Here is a 1,056-nt window from a genome sequence, read left to right as displayed (position 1 = left end):
TCCGCGAGATGGAGTACGCCGTGCCCGCCGAGCGCCTTGCCGAGGCATTCGACGCCGTGCGCGCGCTCATCGACGAGCGCCGGTACCGGGTGTCGTTCCCGATCGAGGTGCGGATCGCGGCATCCGACGACCTCTGGCTCTCGACGGCTTCGGGCCGCGCCACCGGCTACATCGCCGTGCACCGCTACTGGCGGGAGAACCCGGCCACCTACTTCGAACCGATCGAGGAGCTGCTGCGCACCTTCGACGGGCGTCCCCACTGGGGCAAGATGCATACGCGCACCGCCGATGACCTGCGCCCCGCCTACCCTCGGTTCGACGACTTCACGGCCCTGCGCGACCGGCTCGATCCCGATCGGGTCTTCCGCAACCGCTACCTCCGACGCGTCCTCGGGGAGTAGACCCAGAGTCTGCCGCGAGCGCATCATCACGCCCGAGGGCGCCACTAGTATGAGGGCACTACGCGAACGGAGTCGATCGAGATGGAATGGCTCATCCCGGTTCTGATCATCGTCGCCCTGCTGGTGATCGTGGGGATCTACCTGTGGGCGACCTACAACGGGCTGGTGCAGCTCGGAGTGCGCGTCGATGAGGCGTGGAGCGACATCACGGTGCAGCTGAAGAGACGCGCCGACCTGCTCCCGAACCTGATCGAGACCGTCAAGGGCTATGCGGCCCATGAGAAGGCGGTGTTCGAGAACGTCACGCAGGCGCGGGCCGAGACGATCAGCGCCTCCTCGCCCAGTGAGGCCGGCGTGGCCGAGGGGCACATGCAGCAGGCGCTGAAGTCGATCTTCGCGGTCGCCGAGGCCTACCCGCAGCTGCAGGCGAGCCAGAACTTCCTGCAGCTTCAGCAGCAGCTCGTCGACACCGAGGACAAGATCCAGGCGTCCCGCCGGTTCTACAACGGCGGCGTGCGAGAACTGAACACCAAAATCAAGGTGTTCCCGAACAACCTGTTCGCCCGCAACCTCGGCTTCACGCCGCGCGAGTTCTTCGAGGTGGTCGACGGCGCGTCGATCGCCGAGCCGCCCCGCATCCAGTTCTGATCCCGGC

General features: G+C 66.8%; 2 protein-coding genes. Both read left to right on the top strand.

Going from position 1 to position 1,056, the window contains the following annotated elements; all coding sequences use genetic code 11:
- A partial coding sequence (locus ASG00_RS18580; protein WP_327037521.1) for a D-arabinono-1,4-lactone oxidase occupies positions 1–401 on the top strand: 401 nt, incomplete at its 5' end.
- An 81-nt stretch (positions 402–482) separates the two neighbouring features.
- Positions 483–1,049: a LemA family protein gene (locus ASG00_RS12885; protein ID WP_056210096.1), complete on the top strand. Its 567-nt coding sequence runs from the start codon at positions 483–485 to the stop codon at positions 1,047–1,049.
- Positions 1,050–1,056 lie beyond the last annotated feature (7 nt).

The sequence above is a fragment of the Microbacterium sp. Leaf351 genome (genome assembly GCF_001423825.1).
GTDB classification, from domain to species: Bacteria; Actinomycetota; Actinomycetes; order Actinomycetales; family Microbacteriaceae; genus Microbacterium; species Microbacterium ginsengisoli.
Note: the sequence above shows the minus strand (reverse complement) of the source record. Positions and strands in the feature narration are given on the sequence as shown.

Coding starts and splice junctions, on each gene's coding strand:
- ASG00_RS12885 (WP_056210096.1), top strand. CDS start 483: ATGGAATGGCTCATCCCGGTTCTGATCATCGTCGCCCTGCTGGTGATC.